Raw genomic sequence first — 20,280 nt, 5'->3', positions numbered from 1 at the left:
TAGACAAAATGATATGTGAGACACAATGCAAAATGAAGAAAAAAAACTACTACAAAGGAAAATATTAGTCCTCTGCGTTGACAGAGATAATGATATTGGAATGGTTACAGGTATAGAAACACCGATAATAGGAAAGGAAGAAAATTTAAAGATAGCAACAAAATTCGCGATGAAAGCACCAGAAGATTCCGATGTAAACGCTATTTTCGCAGGTTTAGGATTATATGAAGAATTAAGAAAGAAAAACATTCCATGTGAAATTGCAACCATTACAGGTGAACCTAAAAGTGGATTAACCGCAGACATGAAAATAATTGGAGAATTAGAAGACGTGTTAAAGAAGTTCCCAGCTGACGGGGTAATATTAGTTTCAGATGGAGCAGCAGATGAAGTAATTATACCAGTAATTCAATCTAGAATTCCAATAATATCCGTCAGAAGAGTATTAGTTCAACAGCAAAGAGGAGTAGAAGAAACATATATACTAATTGCAAGATATCTGAGAAGAATAATTGAAGAACCACAATATGCAAAAATGTTCCTTGGAGTACCAGGAGTAATATTTCTACTTCTAGCTGCAATGTATATTGCAGGATATGCACAATATACTACACTAGGTGCATTAATAGTTATTGGTGTAGCCTTTGTAATAAGAGGCTTCTCCATCGATAAAATAATAATGCAGTGGTGGGCTTCATCACCCGTTATTCTCCTCACTGGCTTCATAACCCTAATAGCAGGAATAGCTGCAATATACGCAGGGCTAAACAATGTATTCACAGAAATACAGATAAATCCAGATGCCATGGGAAACATACCTAGACTAATTGGACTATTTTTAGGTAATGCCACAGACATATTTCTAGTTGGACTTGGCATATTACTTGCAGGAAGAATGATTGACAAATACTTAAGAGAAAAACCAAAACTATGGCATGATTTTATAGGACTAATATTCCTAGCGACAATTAGAGAAGTACTCCAGAACATCTCAATTATGTTAACCACACCAGGAATAGGTTATGAACTTCTCATAGCATCATTAATAATAACAGCAGGAATATGTTCCAGCTTAATAGTTATATTCACCTTAATTGACAAAATAAAGGAGAGAAAACGCAGTAGAAGTGAGGATAGAAAATGACTAAAATTGCAATTATCGGTGGATCCGGCTTAGAAAAAGCATTAAAAAGCATTAAAACAAAAATGATTGACACTCCTTATGGTCAAGTAGAAGTAGACTATGCACTTCTAGGCCAAAAAGAAGTAATATTTCTACCAAGACATGGCAAGGAACATGAAAAACCACCACACATGATTAACTACAGAGGAAATATCTGGGCTTTAAAAAAACTGGGAATAGAAAGAATTATTGCATCAAATGCAGTTGGAGGAATTCGAGATGGATTAAAGCCGGGAGACTTCATAGTAATACATGACTTTATCGACTTCACAAAGAAAAGACCATTAACATTCTACGACGGGCCAAAGGTTATACATATCGATGTAACAGAGCCGTATTGTCCAGAAATTAGATCAATACTAATAAGCACAGCAAGAAAAATCTCTGAAAGAGTATGGAATTCAGGAGTATATGCATGTATGGAGGGGCCAAGATTTGAAACGCCAGCAGAAATAAGAATGTTAAGACTATTAGGAGCAGACGTCGTTGGGATGACAAGCGTCCCAGAAGTTGTTCTAGCAAGAGAACTAGGAATATGCTATGCTTCACTATGCATAGTCACGAATTACGCTGCCGGCATACAGGAAAGAATAACTGCAAAGGAAGTCTCAGAAATAATGAAAAGAAAGATACCGCAAATCCTAGAAATATTTAAAGAAGCAATTGAAAAACTACCTGGAAAAAGAAGTTGTAAATGTATGCTCATTTAAATCTAGCTTAAAATTCTATCAAGTCTGTTAAGAAGTTCATATCCACTTTTTGTAACAACAACCATTTCTTCAATTCTCACTCCACCAATTTTTGGAAGATAAATTCCAGGCTCAATTGTAATTACGTTTCCAGCTTGTAAGATATCTTGACTCGTAGCGTTAACTCTCGGGTCCTCATGTACACTTAAACCGACACCATGACCTAAACCGTGAGTAAAATATTCTCCATAACCTCTCTCAGAAATAACTTGTCTGGCTACAGCATCAACATTAGAAGCTTTCACACCATCTCTTATAATTTCTAACGCCGAATCTATTGCAGAAACAATACAATCAAACATCTTATCATACTCTTTTTTCGGAGAACCAACAACCACTGTTCTAGTAATATCTGAACAATATCCACCATATCTAGCACCAATATCAATAACTATGAGCTCGCCACTCTTAATCTCCTTCTGGGAAGATAATCCGTGGGGAAAGGCAGAACGCCATCCAGAAGCAACAATAGTCTCAAAGGAAAACCATTCAGCTCCTTTCCTTCTCATAGCATACTCAGCTTCAGCAGCAACATCGATTTCCTTTAATCCCTCACTTAGAGCATTAACTGCCGTCACCATACCATGTTCAGCAATTCTCAATGCACTCCTTATAAGTTCAATTTCAGCTTCATTCTTAACCGATCTTAACTGTCTAATTATCTTTGAAGCAAAAACAAAGTTATATGATTCTCCTTTATTAATTAACTCACTATACAATGGAATAGACATCGAATATTCTTCAATACCTATCTTACCATCAATTATCCCATACTCTCTTAATACTGACAGGATATACTCACATAGCTTTATACTCCTCTCGACACTTATAACCCTCACATTTCGACTATTCTTAATTGCATCTTCATATTCTAATTTAGGAACAAATAAAACAGGTTCAAAATCCTGTGCAATTAGTAAAGCTAGTCCCCTCTTAAAGTTGGACAGATAATATAGATTCTCTCTGCCAGAAATGATAAAAGCACTTAATTCTTCCTCTCCCATTAGTTTTTTAATAGATGAAACCCTATCCCTAAATATGCTATCACATATCATCCAACCACCACGGTGATTAATATTGATTAGCAAGTCAGATATTATAAAGATTACACTTGAAACAAGAAAAAGTTTAGGTTATACTCATACAAGTATCCCAAACATATTGAAGATTGAAGTCGATGAGCTAAATAAAAGAATGTACATACTGTGTGGTGATAGATCAGATAAATCAATTCTAATGGGACCAGGCGGAAGAGTCTTATATCAATTAACAAGAAAATTAAACTTCAAAGTTATAGTTGTAAGATCATTAACCGACATAATTGTTAAAATTGAAAGAATAAAACAGGCTATAGACAAAGCAAATGAAATATTAAATAAAGACGTACCTGAAGAAGTAAGAAGGGTCTTAAGAGATAGAATTGTACCATTAGCATACAGTGAGATTAAAAATCCATTAAAGAGAATACTCCCAGAAATGAATAAAACAAACATTAAAGTAGCAGTAGCATTTTCAGGTGGAGTTGACAGTGCCACTTCATTAATCTACATGAAAAAGCTAGGTCTAAAACCATTAGCTATTACAGTAAAGGCAGGGCCCTACATAATTCCACCACATAGAGAAAAAAGAATTAGAGAATTTGCAGCAAACAATAAAATAGAATTAAAAATAACAAGGCCAAAAGAAAAATTCAACAAAATAATTGAAAAAGCAATGAAGGGACATCAAGTACCATGTAGAAGATGCCATGAAATAACTGAGAAAACTATCTATGAAAAAGTTAAGGAGGCAAAGATAAAAATAGTAGTTTTTGGAGATATGCTCCCAACAGGTCGACACTCACTACAATTTAATGAAGAAAATGAGATATTAAGAATAAATCTACCAGCTCTCCTATCATTATGTAAGATGGATACAATAATAATAGCAAAACAACATGGACATTTAGGTACAAGCTTTAAGTATGGATGCCCATTAGTTAGATTAACATTCAAGAAGCATAAACACTTGAAAATAGCTGCAATTCAAAGAGTGCTCAGAGAGACAAGAGCTGGAATACTAGAACCTAATCAAGCTCTCAAATATATTAAAGATATCTTAAAGCTTTAACATATTCTAGGAAGAGGCATTCCAACTGGCGGCTCAATAATACGTTTACCTCCAATAGTAGTCTGTAACACAACATAGCCAATGGGTTCACTCTTTACCTCACCAATGATCCTTGCATCTCTACCAATATCAGTTGACTTAATAGCTTCCAAAACAGCCTCAGCTTTACTTGCGTCAACACCTAAAACAGCTCTACCCTCACATGCTAAATATAATGGATCTAATCCAAGCATTTCACATGCAGCTTTCACCTCGTTTTTAATAGGAATTTCATTTTCATATATTAAGATACAAGTCTTCGATTTCTTGGCCATTTCATTCAACGAAGAAGCTAGTCCACCACGTGTAGGATCTTTTGCCGCTGAGATACCACCAATCTTCAAGGCCTCCTCCATTAATGGCCAAAGTGGAGCTAGATCAGAAGTAATATCACATTCAAAATTCAGTCCCTCTCTCACAGATAATAAAGCTATTTCGTGTTCCCCGATTGTTCCAGTAACAATTATTTTATCACCGGGCCTTAGCCCAGAGTCCTTTATTACCTTCCCCTTCTCAACTAAACCTATACCAGTAGAAGCAATAACTATTTTATCCAATTTACCCTTAGGCATAACCTTGAAGTCTCCGCCAATAATTGCAATATCTAAACTATCGGCGATAGAAATCATGGAAGAAACTATTCTTTCAAGATCAGATATGGAAAAACCTTCCTCGACAATTATGTCATCCAGTACTGCTAATGGCCTTGCACCCATAACAGATAAATCATTTATAGTGCCAGTTATAGCTAACTTGCCAATATCACCGCCAGGAAAGAATAGAGGCTCAATGGTATAACCATCAGAAGTAAATACTAATTCGAAGTCTCCAATAGGTATTGAGGCCCCATCATCTAGATCCCATAATCCAAGACCATTAAAAACTCTACCCCGCTTAACCCTAGAAATAATTACCCTATTAATTAAATCTGCCATAGCTTCTCCACCACCACCATGAACAAGTTCGATTCTATCACTCATCGTCAACTTCATCTCCCCCTAAACCATAATACTTAATAGTCAGCTTAAAAGTAGCGATTAACGAATAGATCAGTGAGGGGATGTGATGAGCTTCTACCAAGGAAAAGATCTACGAAAACCAACTGGAGGAAGAATTAGGCCACATAGAAAAAAGAGGAAATATGAACTAGGAAGACCTCCAACCGAACCCATACTAGGAAAAGAAGAAATAAGAAAGATAGAAAGAGTCAGAGGAGGAAACATAAAGGTCAGATTAAAAGTATCATTTTTCGCAAATGTAACCGATCCTAAAACAGGAAAGACACAGAGAGTAAGAATATTAAGAGTAAAACATAATCCAGCTAATCCAGACTATTCTAGGAGAGGCGTAATAACTAGGGGAGCCATAATTGAGACACCAATAGGAGAAGCTAGAGTGACATCAAGACCAGGACAAAACGGTATTGTGAATGCAATATTAACTGAAAAGTAAGGCGGTAAATTTGCGTAGAAGAAATAAAATAGTAATTTGGCCTATTTATTTCAACTCTAAAATTAGTAGAAGTAGAGGTAGAAAAGTACCACTAGACCTGGCAATAGAAGATCCGAAAGCTGAGGAAATCTACCAGGCTGCAGAAAAAATGGGCTTAAACCCAATAATAGAAGAAGATAAAGCCTATCCAAAAATGTGGTGGAGGGAAAGGGGAAGAGTCTTAGTTGACAAAAAAAAGAGTAAAACAAAGACATTAAAGGAAATTGCAATTCAATTAAAAGAATTAAGGCTTAGGTATAAAATGAGAAGTAAGAAAAAATTAAAAAGAAATAATTAAAAGAGAATTTTTTAAAAAATTAAAGATAATTAATCACGCTAAACTTATAAGATTATTTTACTATTCATATCCCGCACTTCGGGGATGATTCATTGAAGCAACATGGAAAAGTTCTCCACATAACAAAGGGAAGAATGATTCTAGTAAAAGCAACAACTGCACCACCAATCAACTCTAAAGTCTTTGACAGAAAGGGAAGAGAAGTAGGTTATGTTTATGATGTTTTTGGACCTCTAAAGTCACCCTATGTTCTAGTTAAAACTAAAGAGGATCCTGAAAAAGTTAAGCATATAGTTGGAGGAAGAGTATTTTTTCTTTCATCCTCTAAGAAGAGGAGGTTTTCTAGTTGGAGAAGGATGAAACGCAGGTAGGAAAATGTCCTGAATGCGGAAGTAGAAATCTCATAAGAGATTATGAAAGAGCAGAAATAACATGTCTAAATTGCGGGTTAGTAATTAGCGAAAGAATTGCTGACCCAGGACCAGAATGGAGAGCATTCGACCAAGAACAAAAAGAAAAACGTGCAAGAGTAGGAGCTCCAATGACCTTGACAATTCATGATAAAGGATTATCAACGATAATAGATTGGAGAGATAAAGATAGTTATGGAAAGGATTTAACTCCGAGAAGAAGAGCCCAAATATACAGACTTAGAAAATGGCAAAGAAGGGTTCGAGTTTCAGATGCATCAGAAAGAAACCTAGCATTCGCATTACAAGAAATTGAAAGAATAGCCTCACAACTAGGACTACCCAAAAGCATACATGAAGAATCAGCTCTAATCTATAGGAAAGCCGTCGAAGAAAGACTTGTTAGAGGAAGATCAATTGAAAGCATGGCTGCAGCTTCACTTTATGCAGCATGTAGAAGATTTGGAATCCCAAGAACTTTGGATGAAATAACCAGGGTTGCACGAGTTGGAAAGAAGGAGATTGGAAGAAGCTATAGATTTATAGCTAGAGAATTACTAAAGAAGATACCTCCGACAAACCCAGTTGAATACATACCTAGACTGATAAGTCAATTAAACTTAGCTGGAGAAGTACAAATGAAGGCCAGTGAAATAGTTCAACAAGCAAGCATAATTGGATTAACATCAGGCAGAGGCCCAATAGGTGTCGCAGCAGCTGCAGTATATATTGCCAGTGTAGTATTAAATAAAAAGAGAACACAAAGAGACATTGCAAACGCAGCAGGAGTAACAGAAGTAACCATAAGAAATAGATATAAAGAACTAGTAGAAAAACTATTAATTGACATCTCCATTTAACTCCCCCACTTTATTTTATATCGAGAAAATTAGAAATACCATAAATTACATTATCATATTTATGGTAGAGTGAGAATAATATGCCAAGAATAAGATTGACTTTAATGGAGAAAAGAGCTATTGAAATAATAAAAAAGGCTGGAGACAACGGAGTTCTCCAAAGTGACCTATGGAAAATACTTGGAACAGACAGTAGAGAAGGCTCAAGAATCGCAATTAGACTAGAAAAGAAAGGAATAATAAATAGAGAACCAACAATACATGAAGGAAAGAAAACATACATTCTAAGATTAATAAAGAGGCCACCCAAAAAGATATCTATAGTAACAGTCAAAGGATGCCCATGCTTTACATGTATAGATTTAACAAGATGTGGAGTAGGACAACCAATAAATCCATTAACATGCAACAAATTGACTAAATGGATAATAGAGCAAACACAATTAAGCTAGAGGAAAATATGATGAGATGGAAAGAAAGACATGATTCCTATTATAGGAAAGCAAAAATTGAAGGCTATCGCTCCAGAGCAGCCTTCAAATTAAAACAGATTATTGAGAAATTCAAGATAATAAAGGAAGGAGACATAGTAGTAGATCTAGGTGCAGCCCCAGGAGGATGGCTACAAGTAGCTAGAGAAATAGTAGGAGAAAATGGATTCATCTTGGGAATAGACCTCGCTGAAATAAGAAGACTTCCATGGAGAAACGTTAAAACACTAAAAATGGACATAACTGCCTCCAAAATAATTGAAGAAATTGAAAGAATACTTCCAAGAAAAGCAGATGTACTTTTATCAGATTTATCGCCAAAGGTAACTGGAATATGGGAACTAGACCATGCAAGACAGATATTCTTATCCGAAAAAGCATTAGAAATTGCTCAAAAAATTTTAAGAGGAGGAGGAAATGTAGTCATAAAAGTATTTCAAGGAGAAATGCTTGAAGCATTTCTAAAGAAAATGAAGGAAAACTTTAAGAAGATAAGATTATATAAACCTCCAGCCTCAAGGAAAGGTAGCGCTGAAATATATGTCATAGGCTTCTCTATGAAGAAAGAATCTCATAAATCTTATCAATTGGAGCATTAGTCCTAACACCCTTAGGATGAAAGTGAGTTCTTGAAGCAAAAAAGCCCATAGACCTCAATCTATTAATCAGTCGGTCAATAGGTGGGGGAGAAATCTTCAATCTACTCGTAAACTTATCAATAACATAAAATGATGGAGGCCCATCAGCTTCATTAATTAAAGTCTCCAAGAAACGAGAAATCAACAATACATCATCAAACTCCTTTTCAAACAATAAATCTAACATGGTTTCTGTAAAACTTTTATCAACAATTCCTCCACACCAAAGAGGCCCACCCCTAAGAAGCCTTGAACTACAATACAAACATTCTCCATCAACTTGGTGGAAAAGATTAGAGGAAAACGTTCGAAAACCACAATTATCACAATAATAGATATAGCCTAAATTTTCAAGAGAAGCATTTGCCTTAGACCTACTTCTCTCAAGCAAACAATATATCCGTATATAATGATCAGTTCCATGCGAAAACAAAACTTTAACTGAAAAATCTAAACTTGCAGCTCTCCTAACCAAAAAGCCTGTGACCAGTCTAATTGCCAATTCATAGCAGAAATCGACTCTCAGAGGAATACAACCATATCTCCTAAAACATACTTTGGGATAAAGCCCACAAAGCACAGCCATATCAGTAGCTGTTAAGCAAAGCATTCCACCATCCTTTAAACCATAAATGGCGGCTTCAACAAAAGGTGCAGGTGAGCCAAAAGGGTCTAAGTCAATAACATCAAATCTCTTCTTAGAAAAAGCATAAAGGTAAAATAAAAGACGAGCGTCTGTACATTCTACATGTATTTTCGATGGAAGATTATTTATCTTTAAATTTTCAATTGCCAATTGAATAGCCAACGGATTCTTATCATTAATTACAACTTCATCAATACCATCAATTTCAACTGCATATCGTAACCCCCTAATCCCAGTTGCAGTAAAGGGGTCACAGACAGTTAATTTACGATTTTTTAACTTCTGATAAGCTTGAATTGCCAACACACTAATATCTCTACAAAAGGCCATCCTCCTATTATAGAAAACTGGTAAGTATGCTGGGTCAAAATGTCCGCTAGAATCTCTAAAATAATCTGGATCAGGAATTAATAGCTTTACTTTACCCTCTCTAATTAACCTCTTAGGGAAATTCATGGCGATTTACCAGTAAGATATTCCTTAACGGTTCTAAATATTATTTCATGAAGATAATTACGATTATGAAATGAAACTTCATAGATCACATAATTTGAAACCTTAAGATTTTTTAAGAAAGATTTACCTAAACGCCAATGAAGCACAGCAATTACTGGCTTTCCACTCCTAAAGGATTTATAGGTCGCCTCCCTAAATTGATAACTCTTCAACTCCATTGGACCTATTTCATCAATTACAATTACATCCGCCTCATTAATCGCATTCAATATAGCATTAACTCCCACATCATTAAGATCATCTAAATTTACATGGTACTTCCCAATTCTAACTCCGGTTCTAAAGTTTACATGTGCAAGCCATCCCTCCCTTAAAGTTAATAGATCAATTATTTTGAATCCCACTCGCCTACCCTTAACCCTAACCTCAGGGCAAATTATACCTCCAATTTTAAAGTTTGATTGTCTAAGTAATTCCATAACCCTGGTACATACAGTTGACTTACCAATTCCGGGTCTTCCAGTTATGAAAACTAGCATAATTCTACCCAAAATACACTAACTTATTAAACTTAAAAGTTCTAACATCTAATTGCAATGGAAAATAAAGAAGAGTTAATAGCAGGATTAGATGATGCAGGTAGAGGGCCAGTTATAGGTCCACTTGTAATTGCAGGTATATTAATGCGAAAGAAAGATGTATATAGACTCTCCCAAATTGGAGTTAGAGATTCAAAGACACTCTCTCCTCAGAGAAGGAGGATATTAGCCGAAAAAATAAAGCAAATAGCTATTAAATGGAAATGTATAGTAATTCCACCCTTAAAAATAGATGAAGCAGTTCAACATAAGAAGCGTACCGGGAGGGGATTACTAAATCAACTTGAAGCAAATGCAATGGCCAAAATTATTCAAGAATTAAAACCACATGTAGCCTATGTAGATGCATCAGATATTAATGAAGAGAGATTCCGCAGATTTATTGAGGAAAATCTTCCAATAAAGATAGCAATAGTATCAAAACATAAAGCTGATAGAAAATTTCTAATAGTTTCAGCAGCATCCATACTAGCCAAAGTGATTAGAGATGAAATAATTGAGGAATTAAAAAGAAAATATGGTGATTTTGGATCTGGATATCCATCAGATCCCAAAACAAGATCATTCTTAGAGAAATGGATTAAAAAACATAAGAAACTTCCAGGAATCGTGAGAAAAAGTTGGAAGACTATTAATAAATTAAAGGTGAAAAATCAACTAAAAAATTAAATAACTTTTCATGATTCTGAAAAAGCAAAGCCAACAACAGTAATTGTTCTGAAAAGACGCTTCAACTTAAAAACATGAGGCTTGTATAAATAAAATGGTTCATCATAAGTAGGAGTAGTGGAAGCATTATTCTCTGAAATACCTAAGATCTTTGCTATAGCGTATATCTCATTCCTTCCACCCAACACTTGAAAAACACCTCTCCCCAAATCCAGTCTTCTCAATAAAATGAAGGGTAACTTAACTTTATCATGTATTTCTGATGGAAGTAATTCTGCTAGTCTTTGTAGTTCATCCTTATCGAAAATTAATGAAGCCCCACCCCGAGTCTTTACCATCGGCTCGATTGAGTTGAGAAGTTGACTTAGAGTTTTAAATTCCTTGGGCAAATGATCATTTATACGTTCAACATCTGAACGCCAAATCCTATTCAGTATACGTGAAATAGATTCAATATCACGATGATACATTTTACTTCTACCTCTTAGAAAAACGTGCAGTAACCATGGCATGAGCTTTATCAAAGGGTTCTAAATGTACTGTACTAACTATATTAAATCCACGTTTTTCAAGAGTTGCAATTTCACGCTTATAGACTTCTGAGGGTTCTAAAGTTACATCAACACTTCTAGCCTTAATAGCAAGCATTATGTCTCCTTCATCTCTTAAAAACATGTCAGCATTATCAGCCAATAATTTTGCCTGTTCAGGTTGAGCTACATCACAATAAATAGCGTCAACTTCCTCCAGTATAATTGTTCTATATGTTTGAGGAATACGGGCGTCTGCTAATATTGGGATCATATTCTTTCTTTTTTCACATACAGTTATTAACTCTCTTACAACTCTTGGAGCAAATTCCACACAGTAAACTATACCATCTGGACCAACAATATCAGAGACATGACTTGCAGTGGTACCAGTTGCAGCACCCAAGTATAGAACCCGTGCTCCAGGCTTTATTGGAATGTACTCTACACCCTTTAATATTGCAGCTGCAAGTTTACTTCTATAGGCATTCCAAACTCTATATTCAACACCCTCATATTCAATTAACATTTCACCATAAACTTTAAATCCTGGAGAGAAATTTATAGTTGCCAGCCGTTTAGATCCATCTTCAAATTCAGCCCAGAAAATACCTTCAAATTTTTCATGTGGATAAATCGTAGCCAAGTCATTTCACCTCCTCTTTCTTCTCTTCCTCTTCTTCTCCTTCCGCTCTCTTTTAACTCTAATTCTCTTAGGTGGTTTTGCATATATTTTCTTGATTTCTTCAATCCTTTTTTCCAAGTCACTTTTAAGTTCATCTGCAATATATGTGCCTGTAAATGCATCAACTCTCGCTGCTATAGTTAGTTTCCCTGCTAGGGCTCGGGCAATCTTTCCCCTCTGCCATTTTGGTGCTCTATGAATTTCTGGACACTGAAATATCACACCATGTTTTGGTGGCTTTGCTCCTGTTCTAAGCGCCCTAAATAATGCTTTTTCAGCACCCAAGACTTGAATTGTACTAGCAGGCATTTTAGCCAACTCTTCAAGACCGCCTGCTAGAGATATTAGTCTTGCTCCAATTAATGGACCTATGAGAGCCTTAATATTAGGAGCTACTTCGTCCATTGTCTGATTAATATACTCCTCTAAGCTCTCTCTCATGGAATACATGTCCTTAATGATCGAGGAAAACTGCATCATAGGTTTTACATCAAAATCTGCGATATCCGCTCCAATAGAAGTATTTGAATATTTCTCAATCTTCTTAGCGCGTCCTTCAGGTATTCCTAATTTTACTAAATTATCTTTAGTAAATTTTGAACGTAATCCCAACAATGAAACTAAACGCACGAATACTCGATGATCTCTGATTAGATCATTTAACTCTGGAAAATGTATACCATACCATTCTCGGAGTCTTGTTACTAGGAGATTTATAGATTTATTTAAGTCGTCAATTGCATTTATTGCTTGTGCAACCAGTAAATCTCTTTTCTCAGCTGCTTCCCTTAACCTCTTCCTCGTCAAAAGCATAGAAACTGAGAAAATAAAGTTATCTATTTGTTCATAAGAAGAAGCAAGACCTAACTTTAAGAGAATGTCCTTTAAATTGCTTCTAAATTTTCTTGCAACATCATTTCCAGGCTCTACACGTATAGGAATATCAGTAATAGACCTAATAGTCGAAGCTAATTTTTCATCTTCAACAATTATAGTGTTAACTTTAAATCCTGTTAAGCGATTATGTAATTTTTTAATTTCATCAATTACTTCACCATGCTCTAAAGCCAAAATTTTCTCAACTACAATTTCAGCCTTTCTAGGGAGTTCCTCAAATAACAAAATATTTCCGTTGCTATCACAGACAAAGATAGCAAACATAGTGTCAAGAACATATATTCTACCATTATCACTCAAATTCATCACCACACTATTAATGAAGTTTTCGCAATCCCTTTAAATTTTTTACATAATATGTAATAAGGGTTAAGTCTAATGGGCATTAACCTAGCAGTTACCTTATCTTCACTGAAAATGAAAAATCCATTAATGTTAGCTTCAGGAATTCTTGGAAATACTGGAGCAATACTCAGAAGGGTAGCTAGATTAGGTGTAGGCGCAGTAGTTACCAAGTCCATTGGACTAAAACCTAAGGAGGGATATTCCAATCCAACTATAGTTGAAGTAGACTGCGGTTTCATAAATGCAATGGGATTACCAAATCCAGGAGTAGAAGAATTTGTAGAAGAGTTAAAAATTGCGAAGAAAGGCAATGTTCCAGTAATAGTATCAGTTTTTGGATCAAATGAAAGGGAATATGCTGAAGTCGCATATAGAATGGAGGAAACTGGAGCCGATGCAATAGAATTAAATCTCTCATGCCCACATGCAAGTGGTTTAATACAGTTTTCTCAAGATCCTGAAAAAACATTCGAAGTAGTAGAAAGAGTAAAGAGCACTGTAAAAATCCCAGTATTTGCAAAGTTAACAGCAGAAGTAGCAAACATTGTTGAAATTGGTAAAGCAGCTGAAAAAGCTGGCGCCGATGGTATAACTGCAATAAATACTTTAAAGGCTATGGTTATAGACATTGAAGTTGCAAGACCAATTCTATCAAACTTATTTGGAGGTTTATCTGGAAGAGCAATAAAACCAATCGCCATCAGATGTGTCTATGAGCTATACAAGGAGTTGAATATACCAATAATAGGTGTAGGTGGCATATTAGACTATAGAGACGTAATTGAATTTATGATGGCAGGTGCTTCAGCAGTACAAATCGGCTCAGCAATCGCTATAAAAGATTTAGAGATCTTCAATGAAATAATAGTAAGTTTAAAGGAATACATGGTAAGGAAGGGTTACACCAATTTGAAGGAAATAATTGGATTGGCTCATAGAGGGGGAATAGTATGATTCATAGACCAATACTATGCAAAATAACTAAAATTGTAAATGAAGCCATAGATAGGAAAACAATTACAGTTAAAGTCCCAGAGATAGCTGAAAAAGCAATGCCTGGTCAATTTATAATGGTCTGGGTAATAGGTATTGATGAAATACCCATGGGTATTTCAAATATAGGTAAAGAGGAAATATCATTTACAGTCCATAAAGTTGGAGATGCAACTACAGCTCTACATGAAAAGAGAGTTGGAGACATAATAGGTATAAGGGGACCCTATGGAAATGGCTTCAAAATAACTGGGAAAAAAGTACTTGTAGTTGGTGGAGGAACAGGAATGGCACCATTAATACCATTAATAGAAAAAATGACTGAGAAAGAAATGGACATAACAGTCATAAACGGAGCAAAAACAAGGGAAGAACTACTATTCCTTAAAAAGTTACAGAAATGGCATAGAGAAAAAAAGATTGACTTAATAATAACAACTGATGATGGTAGCCTTGGGATGAAGGCTATGGCATCAGATGTTGTTAAACAAGTTATTGAGAAAAAAGGGATCGATGAAGTATATGTCTGCGGGCCAGAAAAAATGATGGTTAAAATATTAGAGATAACTGGGAAATTAAATGTACACTTACAAGCTTCACTGGAGAGGTATATGAAATGTGCAATTGGAATCTGTGGGTCATGTACTCTAGACCCATTAGGATTAAGAGTATGTAAGGACGGTCCAGTATTCTCCAGTGAAGTTTTGAGAAAAATAAGCGAACTAGGAAAGTATAGGAGAAATGCATCTGGTATAAAGGAGGTAATCTAAAAAAGTTTAAGTATAGCATTTCACATCACATATGTGGTGATAGAAAATGCCAAGTCACGGTTCACTTACGAAGGCTGGAAAAGTAAGAGCAGCTACACCTAAAATTCCGCCTAAACCAAGAACTAATCCGTTTCCAAGAAAGAGAAGTAGAAGAAACTATTTTAGACGAGTAGTCATGGGCGGTCTACCCTGGAAAAAGAGGCGTTAGGTCATTCTACTCTAAAATCAGAATTATCCTTTCCTTAAAATTTACCCAGCTTACTCAATATAAGCTTACTGTCTTTGAACATTATCTCTCCATTTCGCAATTACATGTTTAGTCCCAATATGAGAATCTTAATTTTAATAATTACTTGCTGATACTAGATGTAATTTTCCAAACGATTATTGTTACATCTTGACATAGTACATACTGTTAGGCATACTAAAAGAGTATTGTATGCACATGTACATAAATGAAGCAAGATTAAAAATTTGAAGTTAGTTGCATTAATAATGGTTCAGCGTATTATTTGATTTCACTTTTATATATTGAAATATTCTTCTCATTCCTATTCCAATCTCACTTATAAATATCGGTAGGTCAGTTTCATCCATATAATTCCACTTCTTATTAATATTAAAATTTCATGTAAACATCGTTCATTGTCAGTTGAGGTTTTTGGAGGTTGTAATTGTTTCATGAATTATGATGTTTCTCTTAGCTAGCTCTCTAGCAAATTTTTCAAACATACTTGGTGTTAGAGCTATTTCTGGTGGAATTATTCCTGGACCTTTTACTTCATCCCTAACAATCATTCTAGCCATAATGGCGCATGGAAAACCACTAGTTCTCCCCATAGAAGTAATTTTCTCCTCTGGATCATAATAGTCAATCATCTTGTAATTACAGTGAATCTGAGCGTTATCTTTTAATCCAATAACATCTACAATTAATATTGTTAAGTCCTTATCATCCTCCTCCATTTTTAGCTTCTCATTTAATAGTTTAGCTGATAAATGGAATGGTGATATCATTACGTTATTGATCTTTATGGGGTCAACATCAAAGAAGCCTAGTTCTCTCAGAACCTTGATTTTTTCAGCATGTCCTGGCCATCTAATGGTTTTCTCAGCCATGTTTGAAATATGCTTCATTGTGTAGATTAATGTGGATAATCCATCAGTATAGAAGCATTCTAACTCGCCCAATTCTGGATCTGTAAAAACTTCAATTCCTGAAAGAGCTGGAACATAAATGATTTCTCCATTTTTAACTATTCTTGCAGGTCTAATATATTCTCCAATTAAACTTTCAACAGAAAAAACTATTTTATAGTCTAGGGGTGGTGTTGGATTTAAAGGAATACCTCCAACTCTTATGTAGGCTTCATTAACTTTTTCCATTTTACTTGCACCATAAGCTACAAGCATGTTACTTAAGCCTGGAGCTACACCACAACCTGGAACTATAGTCACGCCAGCCTTTCTGGCTTCTTCGTCCAAATCTAATTGTTCTTTTTCAAATGCTAAGTCTACAAGATTTACGCCAGCTTCAATAGCAGTTTTATTTGTATGAACAACAAATTTATGCGGTAATGCACCTAGAATACACTCATGATTTTTCATTATCTTAAGAAGGGAATTTTTATCCATTACATCCATTTTAACGGTTGATAACCTTTCATCCTTCACTGATTCTTCCAAAATTTTTAATCTTTGAACGTTAATGTCTATAACTGTCACTTTACTTACATATTTATCTTTAACTAAATCTTTCACAATAGCGAAACCCATAGGACCTGCTCCAAGAACTAGCATTCTCACATATATCACCTAAGTAAAGCTATTATGACTATGTATTATACATAGATTTCGATTACTTGGAAAATTCATTTATTCTTAATCCACTTTTCTAGGAATAACTGTAGGCTAGATAAGTCCTTATTATTTATCGCATTGAGAAGTTTCAGTATTAAATTTCTTGAGCGCTTACTCCATGAAATTAATGTGATCTCAAGAGTAAAATTAGGTAGAAGGATTTTAGGAGTGACAATTTTAAATCGATTCCTAGAAATTTGAATAACATTGCCATATACCAGGCTGTCTGAAAATTTCTTGGAATTATATAGACGTTGTAATTCTCGGTCTATTGGAGATATTGTTGACTGAGTTCTGATTATATGGTCAAGTATATCTGAATATTTATGTCTTAAGTGGCTAATAATATTAGTCTTGGGTAGTCCTTTACTTGAAAGTTTAATTGCATCTTCCTCTATATAGCTCATCACAATGCTTAAAACATCTAGCTTTGCATATAGGTCTCCAAATCTCTCCAAAACTTCAATTAATTCATTAGTGAAAAATCTAACTGATTTTCCAATTAAACCTTCTAGAAAACTTATAATTAGAAATCTCTGTTTATCATTATGCTTTTCAATCGTCATAGTTAGATCATAATATGCTGGAAGTGTTCTATCACCATAAATCTTAACTGAAATAAAATACTTAGAGTAGTCTAAAAAAATAAAGAAACCACTCTTAGAAAGAGACTTAACTATTGACTCCAACTTTTTAATTGAACTTCTAAACTTCTTTCTTGAAGCAAATTTAAGGGCATCATCAAGTATTGAGTCAATTATCGGTTTAGGAAGAAATCTAGAAATGGGTGAAAGTTCCATTATAATGTAATTTCTAGAGAAGCCTTGATGAAACAGGTCACAAGCAATATTAAAGCAAACATCCCTCCTAATTTTAAATATTCGTTCAAGATAAGCATCAAACTCGGATTTATCACCAATAAAATTTAAATTCGAAAGTCTAGTTAATATGCCATCGTTATCATTTTCATTCAATATCAAATATTGAATTAAAGCAGTATCAACCTTAAATTCCAATACAAACTACCCCATTATATACCACTAAAATAAATTAAGAAAGAAAAATAAAAACTTATGTCAAATAGGGAAGTGAGAACAATTAGCGGGGGTTGCCGAGCCAGGTCAAAGGCGCGAGGTTCAGGAGGAAAATCCGGAAAAACCTCGTGGCGAAGGCCTTCGTGGGTTCAAATCCCACCCCCCGCATTAAAATTATAAAAATTTGAGATATAATCGGACAAAACATTTATGTCCTCAATTTGTTAGAAGTAGTCTTCTATTCTCCACTCCTTTGGATTAGTTAATGATATCTCCTATACAATATTTCCATCTGAACATTAACCCTAACCTTGTCTCTTAGATTCTACAAGATGTCACTCTATTTATTAAGTAATGTAATATTACACCTGCGAAGAAACCTACTGCTAAGTTAGTAAGAAATGAAATTACCCCAATTATTAACACTTCAACTAAGTCTAACCCTCCAAGTTTAACTATAAATCTTCCAAGTTCTAAACTTGCAAAAAGAAGCATTGCACCTATTATTGGCAATGGAAATGCATTGAAAATTACTGCTATTGATTCTGCCAGGAAAAGGGCTAATAATATTTCTAGTATCCCCTCCATAATCATGGCTCCTCCAGTTCGCCCTCCGAAGAAGTATTGGGAAGCAAAACCTCCAGCACCATGGCACATTGGAATACCACCTATAAATGGAAGAAACGTATTCATGAAACCCATGTTTATTGCAAGATTTTTTTCACTAATTTTCCTATTGGGAAAACGCTCACTGACCGCCAGAGAAGTAGCCAGTATGGCATTAGAGAACGTTAATACTATTTGAGCTAAGACAACTGAAAGTAAACTTAAACTTAGATCTTGAATACTTGGAATATAAATTGAGGGTAAATGGAAACTAACTTTCAAGTCTATGTCAGGGTTAGAAATAAAAACTAGAGCTAAACCTAAGCTAAAAACAGCTACAGCAGATGGAATAAATCTATTCTTCATCAAAAAAATAATTAAAATTATTGAAATAAAAGCTAGATAAAAATTAAGTTTAATAAATAGTATTGATTCCTTAAGAAGAATTATCATTAAGCCAAATTGGATACCCCGAATAACAGTAATAGGTATCAGTTTCACCAATCGCTTAACTAGTCCCGAAAAACCAAGAAAAATCCAAAAAACACCGGTCAATATTCCACTCAAATACACCTGTGAGGCACTCCACTTCTCATTCAAAGCAGCAGTTCCAATAGCCTTTTTAGCCTCAATAGGCAACGGTAATCTATAGATAATACCAAGAAGTATATTTGCTAAACCCATAGCCAAAAAAATTCCAGTGGGATCCAAACCCAAGACAACAATAAAGCCCAAAATAAAAGGATTAAGAGGACCAAAATCACCAAGGGAGCCAGCAAACTCCCTCAAACTAAATTCAAAATCCCCAATTTTAACCATGAAAAACCTCCTCCAACAACATATAAAAATCTCCTAAAAATAAAAGTCGAATCACTCCTTAGTTTTACTGCAAAATAGCAGAGACAAACAATGGAGAATAAGTCAAGTAATCTGTATGCTAAAAAAGAAATAAACCAGAAACTAAATAAAAGGTGGGCCCGGTGGGATTCGAACCCACGACCCCCCGGTTATGAGCCGGGTGCTCTACCAGGCTAAGCTACGGGCCCACCACAAAAATATTGAAAACAAAACTAAAAGAATTTTTCTATAACGCCGGGGGCCGGACTCGAACCGGCGACCACCTGGTTAACAGCCAGGCGCTCTACCAAACTGAGCTACCCCGGCTCTCTTCCGGTCGTCTATTATCTTGGTTGTTGATAGAAAATTTAAGTTTATTGGGTGTTTGGGGTAGAAATTGTGTTAGTCTTTTATTGTTTCTAGTATTGATGTTATGTTCCAGAGTTGGACTCTAGTGTGTGTGGGCATGTTTGGGTCTTGTGATATTTCTTCTAGTATTCCTATGGCGTTTGATGCTCTTACCCCTGGAGTATATCGGGCTGATTGAAGGGCTTTTATTGCTTCGCTTGCTGCTCTTCTAATGTTTCGTGGTACTGTTGTGTCTTCTACTATTCTTTGAAGTAAGGTTATAGCCTGTTGGATTTTATTTTCTGTCATGATTTATCCCCCTTTTATATAGTTTATCCTCGAGACAGATTTAATTTTGCTTGTTTATAAGTATTATTTGTTATACTTGAGGTGGTTGATTTGGAAGATGATAAGAAGCGTTTGAAGGAGATGGCTGATTTATTACGTGAGGGCGCCACTATGCTCGCTCAATCTTGTCCTAGTTGTAATGTTCCTTTATTTAAGCTCAAGTCTGGTGAGATTATATGTCCTTCATGTAAACGTCGTGCTGTTATTTTGAAAAAAGAGGAAGCTAATAGTGAGTTCATTGTAGGTGCCAGTATTAGGTTGAGAGAGGTTTTGTCTAGAAAGTTGGCTGAAATTGCTAATAGGATTGAGGAAGTTGAAGATGAGAATAAACTGATGAAGCTTATAGAGTTAGCTAGGAGGATTAATGAATTATTAAAGGAGATCTAGTG

General features: G+C 35.1%; 25 protein-coding genes and 3 tRNA genes. 15 read left to right on the top strand and 13 right to left on the bottom strand.

Going from position 1 to position 20,280, the window contains the following annotated elements; genetic code table 11:
- Positions 1–25: 25 nt before the first annotated feature.
- A complete protein-coding gene (locus tag ACW8TM_RS09535; protein WP_491533052.1) occupies positions 26–1,144 on the top strand; it encodes a DUF373 family protein in 1,119 nt (372 codons plus the stop codon).
- The gene (mtnP, locus tag ACW8TM_RS09530) at positions 1,141–1,893 is read left to right on the top strand and encodes an S-methyl-5'-thioadenosine phosphorylase (protein WP_491533051.1); all 753 of its coding nucleotides are present in this window, start codon (positions 1,141–1,143) and stop codon (positions 1,891–1,893) included. The genes ACW8TM_RS09535 and mtnP overlap by 4 nt, the downstream gene beginning before the upstream one ends.
- A gap of 2 nt (positions 1,894–1,895) precedes the next feature.
- Here mtnP and ACW8TM_RS09525 read toward each other — a convergent pair whose 3' ends face one another.
- On the bottom strand, positions 1,896–2,987 hold the full coding sequence (locus ACW8TM_RS09525; protein WP_491533050.1) for a M24 family metallopeptidase: 1,092 nt from the start codon (positions 2,985–2,987) through the stop codon (positions 1,896–1,898).
- A 22-nt stretch (positions 2,988–3,009) separates the two neighbouring features.
- Here ACW8TM_RS09525 and ACW8TM_RS09520 point away from each other — a divergent pair, with 22 nt between their 5' ends.
- Positions 3,010–4,041 carry a hypothetical protein gene (locus ACW8TM_RS09520; RefSeq protein WP_491533049.1) on the top strand — a complete coding sequence of 344 codons (1,032 nt, stop codon included), beginning with the start codon at positions 3,010–3,012 and terminating at the stop codon, positions 4,039–4,041.
- On the opposite strand, the gene hypE is transcribed toward ACW8TM_RS09520, so the two are convergent.
- Positions 4,038–5,072, bottom strand: coding sequence for a hydrogenase expression/formation protein HypE (gene hypE, locus ACW8TM_RS09515; RefSeq protein WP_491533048.1), 1,035 nt, complete (start codon positions 5,070–5,072; stop codon positions 4,038–4,040). The two genes, ACW8TM_RS09520 and hypE, sit on opposite strands and share 4 nt — an antisense overlap.
- 73 nt (positions 5,073–5,145) lie before the next feature.
- Here hypE and ACW8TM_RS09510 point away from each other — a divergent pair, with 73 nt between their 5' ends.
- From ACW8TM_RS09510 to ACW8TM_RS09485, 6 genes are all read left to right on the top strand, one after another.
- Positions 5,146–5,532: a 30S ribosomal protein S8e gene (locus ACW8TM_RS09510; protein WP_491533047.1), complete on the top strand. Its 387-nt coding sequence runs from the start codon at positions 5,146–5,148 to the stop codon at positions 5,530–5,532.
- 10 nt (positions 5,533–5,542) lie between these two features.
- Positions 5,543–5,869 (top strand): signal recognition particle protein Srp19, encoded by a 327-nt coding sequence (locus tag ACW8TM_RS09505; RefSeq protein ID WP_491533046.1) that lies wholly within the window; start codon positions 5,543–5,545, stop codon positions 5,867–5,869.
- A gap of 92 nt (positions 5,870–5,961) precedes the next feature.
- The gene (locus ACW8TM_RS09500) at positions 5,962–6,240 is read left to right on the top strand and encodes an H/ACA ribonucleoprotein complex subunit GAR1 (RefSeq protein WP_491533045.1); all 279 of its coding nucleotides are present in this window, start codon (positions 5,962–5,964) and stop codon (positions 6,238–6,240) included.
- Positions 6,216–7,139, top strand: coding sequence for a transcription initiation factor IIB (locus tag ACW8TM_RS09495; RefSeq protein WP_491533044.1), 924 nt, complete (start codon positions 6,216–6,218; stop codon positions 7,137–7,139). Before ACW8TM_RS09500 ends, ACW8TM_RS09495 begins: the two co-directional genes overlap by 25 nt.
- Before the next feature lie 80 nt (positions 7,140–7,219).
- The gene (locus tag ACW8TM_RS09490) at positions 7,220–7,591 is read left to right on the top strand and encodes a helix-turn-helix transcriptional regulator (protein WP_491533043.1); all 372 of its coding nucleotides are present in this window, start codon (positions 7,220–7,222) and stop codon (positions 7,589–7,591) included.
- A gap of 8 nt (positions 7,592–7,599) precedes the next feature.
- Positions 7,600–8,229: an RlmE family RNA methyltransferase gene (locus ACW8TM_RS09485; RefSeq protein ID WP_491533042.1), complete on the top strand. Its 630-nt coding sequence runs from the start codon at positions 7,600–7,602 to the stop codon at positions 8,227–8,229.
- Here ACW8TM_RS09485 and ACW8TM_RS09480 read toward each other — a convergent pair.
- Together ACW8TM_RS09480 and ACW8TM_RS09475 are read right to left on the bottom strand one after the other, a co-directional pair.
- Positions 8,186–9,370, bottom strand: a complete 1,185-nt coding sequence (locus tag ACW8TM_RS09480; protein ID WP_491533041.1) for a tRNA (guanine(10)-N(2))-dimethyltransferase — start codon at positions 9,368–9,370, stop codon at positions 8,186–8,188. The genes ACW8TM_RS09485 and ACW8TM_RS09480 overlap by 44 nt on opposite strands.
- On the bottom strand, positions 9,367–9,909 hold the full coding sequence (locus ACW8TM_RS09475; RefSeq protein WP_491533040.1) for an NTPase: 543 nt from the start codon (positions 9,907–9,909) through the stop codon (positions 9,367–9,369). Before ACW8TM_RS09475 ends, ACW8TM_RS09480 begins: the two co-directional genes overlap by 4 nt.
- 57 nt (positions 9,910–9,966) lie before the next feature.
- Here ACW8TM_RS09475 and rnhB point away from each other — a divergent pair, with 57 nt between their 5' ends.
- Positions 9,967–10,638 carry a ribonuclease HII gene (rnhB, locus tag ACW8TM_RS09470; protein WP_491533039.1) on the top strand — a complete coding sequence of 224 codons (672 nt, stop codon included), beginning with the start codon at positions 9,967–9,969 and terminating at the stop codon, positions 10,636–10,638.
- Between the two features lie 8 nt (positions 10,639–10,646).
- Here rnhB and ACW8TM_RS09465 read toward each other — a convergent pair whose 3' ends face one another.
- The 3 genes from ACW8TM_RS09465 to ACW8TM_RS09455 are packed head-to-tail and all read right to left on the bottom strand — an operon-like array spanning position 10,647 to position 13,050.
- Positions 10,647–11,108: a DUF61 family protein gene (locus tag ACW8TM_RS09465; protein WP_491533038.1), complete on the bottom strand. Its 462-nt coding sequence runs from the start codon at positions 11,106–11,108 to the stop codon at positions 10,647–10,649.
- A gap of 7 nt (positions 11,109–11,115) precedes the next feature.
- A complete protein-coding gene (locus tag ACW8TM_RS09460; RefSeq protein WP_491533037.1) occupies positions 11,116–11,814 on the bottom strand; it encodes a fibrillarin-like rRNA/tRNA 2'-O-methyltransferase in 699 nt (232 codons plus the stop codon).
- A gap of 6 nt (positions 11,815–11,820) precedes the next feature.
- A complete protein-coding gene (locus ACW8TM_RS09455; RefSeq protein WP_491533036.1) occupies positions 11,821–13,050 on the bottom strand; it encodes a C/D box methylation guide ribonucleoprotein complex aNOP56 subunit in 1,230 nt (409 codons plus the stop codon).
- Positions 13,051–13,134: 84 nt separating this feature from the next.
- Between ACW8TM_RS09455 and ACW8TM_RS09450 the strand changes: the two genes are divergently transcribed.
- From ACW8TM_RS09450 to ACW8TM_RS09440, 3 genes are read left to right on the top strand one after another with little or no spacing between them, the layout of a single operon-like run.
- A complete protein-coding gene (locus ACW8TM_RS09450) occupies positions 13,135–14,049 on the top strand; it encodes a dihydroorotate dehydrogenase (RefSeq protein ID WP_491533089.1) in 915 nt (304 codons plus the stop codon).
- Complete coding sequence (locus ACW8TM_RS09445; protein WP_491533035.1) at positions 14,046–14,858, top strand: dihydroorotate dehydrogenase electron transfer subunit; 813 nt, start codon at positions 14,046–14,048, stop codon at positions 14,856–14,858. Before ACW8TM_RS09450 ends, ACW8TM_RS09445 begins: the two co-directional genes overlap by 4 nt.
- A 46-nt stretch (positions 14,859–14,904) precedes the next feature.
- Entirely contained in the window at positions 14,905–15,066 is a 162-nt protein-coding gene (locus ACW8TM_RS09440; RefSeq protein WP_491533034.1) for a 30S ribosomal protein S30e, read from the top strand.
- A gap of 440 nt (positions 15,067–15,506) precedes the next feature.
- Here ACW8TM_RS09440 and ACW8TM_RS09435 read toward each other — a convergent pair whose 3' ends face one another.
- Both ACW8TM_RS09435 and ACW8TM_RS09430 read right to left on the bottom strand, forming a co-directional pair.
- Positions 15,507–16,658, bottom strand: coding sequence for a saccharopine dehydrogenase family protein (locus tag ACW8TM_RS09435; RefSeq protein ID WP_491533088.1), 1,152 nt, complete (start codon positions 16,656–16,658; stop codon positions 15,507–15,509).
- 71 nt (positions 16,659–16,729) lie between these two features.
- Complete coding sequence (locus ACW8TM_RS09430) at positions 16,730–17,734, bottom strand: hypothetical protein (protein WP_491533033.1); 1,005 nt, start codon at positions 17,732–17,734, stop codon at positions 16,730–16,732.
- Between the two features lie 85 nt (positions 17,735–17,819).
- Here ACW8TM_RS09430 and ACW8TM_RS09425 point away from each other — a divergent pair.
- Positions 17,820–17,920, top strand: a tRNA-Leu gene (locus ACW8TM_RS09425).
- A 150-nt stretch (positions 17,921–18,070) separates the two neighbouring features.
- Here ACW8TM_RS09425 and ACW8TM_RS09420 read toward each other — a convergent pair.
- The 4 genes from ACW8TM_RS09420 to ACW8TM_RS09405 form a co-directional block, all read right to left on the bottom strand.
- Entirely contained in the window at positions 18,071–19,177 is a 1,107-nt protein-coding gene (locus tag ACW8TM_RS09420; protein WP_491533032.1) for a putative sulfate/molybdate transporter, read from the bottom strand.
- 153 nt (positions 19,178–19,330) lie between these two features.
- A tRNA-Ile gene (locus ACW8TM_RS09415) sits at positions 19,331–19,404 on the bottom strand.
- Positions 19,405–19,448: 44 nt separating this feature from the next.
- A tRNA-Asn gene (locus ACW8TM_RS09410) sits at positions 19,449–19,522 on the bottom strand.
- A gap of 75 nt (positions 19,523–19,597) precedes the next feature.
- Positions 19,598–19,852, bottom strand: a complete 255-nt coding sequence (locus ACW8TM_RS09405; RefSeq protein ID WP_491533031.1) for a stationary phase-response protein — start codon at positions 19,850–19,852, stop codon at positions 19,598–19,600.
- A 90-nt stretch (positions 19,853–19,942) separates the two neighbouring features.
- Between ACW8TM_RS09405 and ACW8TM_RS09400 the strand changes: the two genes are divergently transcribed.
- Positions 19,943–20,278 carry an Sjogren's syndrome/scleroderma autoantigen 1 family protein gene (locus ACW8TM_RS09400; protein WP_491533030.1) on the top strand — a complete coding sequence of 112 codons (336 nt, stop codon included), beginning with the start codon at positions 19,943–19,945 and terminating at the stop codon, positions 20,276–20,278.
- Positions 20,279–20,280: the final 2 nt, after the last annotated feature.

This window comes from Candidatus Culexmicrobium sp. (assembly GCF_058356305.1).
Note: the sequence above shows the minus strand (reverse complement) of the source record. Positions and strands in the feature narration are given on the sequence as shown.

Excerpts from the sequence above, each read along its gene's own strand:
- ACW8TM_RS09435 (WP_491533088.1), bottom strand. The coding sequence starts at position 16,658 with ATGCTAGTTCTTGGAGCAGGTCCTATGGGTTTCGCTATTGTGAAAGAT.
- ACW8TM_RS09485 (WP_491533042.1), top strand. The coding sequence starts at position 7,600 with ATGATGAGATGGAAAGAAAGACATGATTCCTATTATAGGAAAGCAAAA.
- ACW8TM_RS09490 (WP_491533043.1), top strand. The coding sequence starts at position 7,220 with ATGCCAAGAATAAGATTGACTTTAATGGAGAAAAGAGCTATTGAAATA.
- ACW8TM_RS09420 (WP_491533032.1), bottom strand. The coding sequence starts at position 19,177 with ATGGTTAAAATTGGGGATTTTGAATTTAGTTTGAGGGAGTTTGCTGGC.
- ACW8TM_RS09405 (WP_491533031.1), bottom strand. The coding sequence starts at position 19,852 with ATGACAGAAAATAAAATCCAACAGGCTATAACCTTACTTCAAAGAATA.
- mtnP (WP_491533051.1), top strand. The coding sequence starts at position 1,141 with ATGACTAAAATTGCAATTATCGGTGGATCCGGCTTAGAAAAAGCATTA.
- ACW8TM_RS09440 (WP_491533034.1), top strand. The coding sequence starts at position 14,905 with ATGCCAAGTCACGGTTCACTTACGAAGGCTGGAAAAGTAAGAGCAGCT.
- ACW8TM_RS09510 (WP_491533047.1), top strand. The coding sequence starts at position 5,146 with ATGAGCTTCTACCAAGGAAAAGATCTACGAAAACCAACTGGAGGAAGA.
- ACW8TM_RS09475 (WP_491533040.1), bottom strand. The coding sequence starts at position 9,909 with ATGCTAGTTTTCATAACTGGAAGACCCGGAATTGGTAAGTCAACTGTA.
- ACW8TM_RS09480 (WP_491533041.1), bottom strand. The coding sequence starts at position 9,370 with ATGAATTTCCCTAAGAGGTTAATTAGAGAGGGTAAAGTAAAGCTATTA.
- ACW8TM_RS09445 (WP_491533035.1), top strand. The coding sequence starts at position 14,046 with ATGATTCATAGACCAATACTATGCAAAATAACTAAAATTGTAAATGAA.
- ACW8TM_RS09465 (WP_491533038.1), bottom strand. The coding sequence starts at position 11,108 with ATGTATCATCGTGATATTGAATCTATTTCACGTATACTGAATAGGATT.
- hypE (WP_491533048.1), bottom strand. The coding sequence starts at position 5,072 with ATGAAGTTGACGATGAGTGATAGAATCGAACTTGTTCATGGTGGTGGT.
- ACW8TM_RS09535 (WP_491533052.1), top strand. The coding sequence starts at position 26 with ATGCAAAATGAAGAAAAAAAACTACTACAAAGGAAAATATTAGTCCTC.
- rnhB (WP_491533039.1), top strand. The coding sequence starts at position 9,967 with ATGGAAAATAAAGAAGAGTTAATAGCAGGATTAGATGATGCAGGTAGA.
- ACW8TM_RS09525 (WP_491533050.1), bottom strand. The coding sequence starts at position 2,987 with ATGATATGTGATAGCATATTTAGGGATAGGGTTTCATCTATTAAAAAA.